This window comes from Stenotrophomonas veracruzanensis, from assembly GCF_032911525.1.
GTDB classification, from domain to species: domain Bacteria; phylum Pseudomonadota; class Gammaproteobacteria; order Xanthomonadales; family Xanthomonadaceae; genus Stenotrophomonas; species Stenotrophomonas africana.
This window is the reverse complement of sequence record NZ_JAWJTI010000071.1, coordinates 1-2825: the sequence shown is the minus strand read 5'-3', so window position 1 is coordinate 2825 and position 2825 is coordinate 1. Positions and strand designations below refer to the sequence as shown.

The 2825-nt window shown below is 68.1% G+C and carries 1 protein-coding gene; it reads left to right on the top strand.

What is annotated here, in order from left to right:
- Positions 1–260 precede the first annotated feature (260 nt).
- Positions 261–2783 carry a sulfite reductase flavoprotein subunit alpha gene (locus R1H25_RS20300; protein ID WP_317224470.1) on the top strand — a complete coding sequence of 841 codons (2523 nt, stop codon included), beginning with the start codon at positions 261–263 and terminating at the stop codon, positions 2781–2783.
- Positions 2784–2825: the final 42 nt, after the last annotated feature.

The following is a 2825-nucleotide window of genomic DNA, read 5'->3' as shown; positions in this document are numbered from 1 at the left end:
GCGGCATGGATGCCGCGACCAAGCCCCCATGGATGGGTTTACGGCGTCCCCCTCAACCGGACCCACCCCGCCAACCCACGGATAGCCAGCGTTTGACGTTGATGTTGATGTTGACGTTGATTCGGCGGGTGCAGGGCTGCAAAGCCCTGCAACAAAACCCTCCTTGACCGTAGCCCGTCCGCCACGGAGAATTACGCGACTAATTCTCATTTGCTGTTGCGCAGGATGCGGGCGGCAGCCTTCCGGGCCCTCCTCCTTCGATGTTCAAGAACGTCCTGTTCCAACTGCACTGGCTGCTGGGCATCACCGCCGGTGCCGTACTGGCCGTGATGGGCCTCAGCGGCGCCATGCTGTCCTTCGAGGACGAACTGCTGCGCGCGGCCAATCCCGGCTTCGCCGAGATCGCCGAGCACCATGCCGATGGCCAGCTTCCACTTGCGCTCAGCGAACTGGTACCGCTGCTGCAGGCCGGCAGTGAACGCCCGCTGCAGCGCCTGCGCGTGGATGCCACCGGGCAACGGCCTTCGGTTGCGCGCTTTGCCGGCGGCAAGGAACACTGGGTCTACTTCGATCCGTACAGTGGCGAGCGATTCAGCGCCCTGCGTGGGCAGGCGTTCTTCGACTTCGTCGAGGACCTGCATCGCCACCTCGCCGCCGGCGAGCGCGGCAAATGGATCACCGGCAGCTGCGCCATCGCGCTGCTGTTCTTCACCTTGTCCGGGCTGTACCTGCGCTGGCCGCGACGCTGGTGGCACTGGCGCAGCTGGCTGGCGGTGGAATGGAAACGCAGCGGCCGAGGCTTCCTGTGGAGCCTGCACTCGGTGATCGGCACCTGGGTGCTGCTGATCTACCTGATGAGTGCGCTGACCGGCCTCTGGTGGTCGTTCGACTGGTATCGCAGTGCCGCCAACACCCTGCTGGGCGTCGCACCGGCCGCCAAGCACAAGGTCGCCACCGGTGCCACCCTGAACCTGGAGCGCATCGAAGCCACGCTGTATGCACTGCCCGGCGTGCGCACCGGGTACATCGACCTGCGCCTGCCAGAGAAGCCCGGGCAGGCACTGAATGTGCGCGTGATGGCCGGTGATCCGTCGCAGCGCGGCGGCCAGCATGACCGCGCGCATGATCTGCTGCAACTCGACCCGGGCACGGGTGCCACGCTCGATGCCCGCCCCTACGCGCGCCAGGGCGCGGGCGCGCAGTTGGCCACCAGCGTATTCGCGCTGCACTCGGGCAGCTACTTCGGCGTGCCCGGGCGCGTGGTGGTGATGCTCAGCAGTCTGGGCATGAGCCTGTTCTTCATTACCGGCTGGATGCTGTACCTGGACCGGCGCCGCAGCCAGCGCGCCGCGCATGGCCTGCGTCAGTCGCTGCCAGCAACGCCTGCCGATGGCGATGGCACGCCGTGGCTGGTGGCGCATGCCAGCCAGAGCGGACTGGGCGAACAACTCGCATGGCGCGCAGCGGCACAGCTGCAGGCGTCCGGTCATGCAGTGCAGGTGCTGCCACTGGCCCGCGTCGATGCCGCGCAGCTGGCGCGCACCGCGCAGGCGCTGTTGGTACTGAGCACCTTCGGCGATGGCGAACCACCGGATGCGGCGCGAGGCGCTGCACGACGGCTGATCGCACAGACACTCGACCTGTCAGGCCTGCAGTTTGGACTGCTGGCACTGGGTGATCGACAGTACCCGCACTACTGCGGTTTCGGCCGCCAGGTTGATGGCTGGCTGATCGGCAACGGCGCGCACCCGTTGTTCGAGCGCATCGAAGTCGATGCCGCCTCGGTAGCGGCCCTGCGCCAATGGCAGCTGCAGCTGGGCGCGCTGACCGGCATCACCACCGATGACAGCGTGCTGCCGGCGGCCACGCAGATGCATGACTGGCGGCTGCTCGGCCGCGATCGGCTCAACCCGGGCAGCATGGGCGGCGCCATCTGGCGCATCCGTCTTGCGGCGCCGGCCGAGGTGCAGTGGCAGGCGGGCGACATCCTGCATATCGCCCCCCGCCACAACGCGCGGCACGCCAGCGCGGTGTTGAAGGCGCATGGGCTGGATCCGCAGCAGCCCCTGCTGGTGGACGGCACACCACGTACGCTGCTGGCGCTGGCCAGTGAGCGTGAGCTGCCCGACGCGGATACCGCGCTGGCGGTGCAGGACGCCTGCCTGTGGCTGGCCGGGCTGGCGCTGCTGCCCGGCCGCGAGTACTCCATTGCCTCCTGTACGGATGACGGTGTGGTGGAGCTGGTGGTACGCCTGGTGCATGACGCCTCCGGGCGCGCCGGGCTGGGCTCGGGCTGGCTGTCGCTGCATGCCCCGGTCGGTGCCAGCATCGTGGCCCGCGTGCACCGCAACCCCGGTTTCCATCGCATTGGCGGTGCGCCGATGGTGCTGATCGGCAATGGCACCGGCATCGCGGGCCTGCGCAGCCTGTTGCGCGAAGCCGCGCATGCAGGTGAGCACGGGCACTGGTTGCTGTTCGGCGAACGCCAGCGTGCACACGACTTCCTGTTCGCCGACGAGATCGAAGCATGGCAGGCCGAGGGCCATCTCGCGCGGGTGGACCTGGCGTTCTCGCGCGATGGCGAAGGTGGTTACGTGCAGGATCGCCTGCATGCAGCCGCCGATGCGCTGCGCGAATGGATGCAGCGTGGCGCGGTGATTCATGTCTGCGGCTCGCTGCAGGGCATGGCCGAAGGCGTGGACCAGGTACTGCGCGCTGCGCTGGGCGATGAGGTGGTGGAAACGCTGCTGGAGAACGGGCGCTACCGCCGCGACGTGTATTGAGCCACAAGGGTAGTGCCGGCCACTGGCCGGTACTACCGGAGC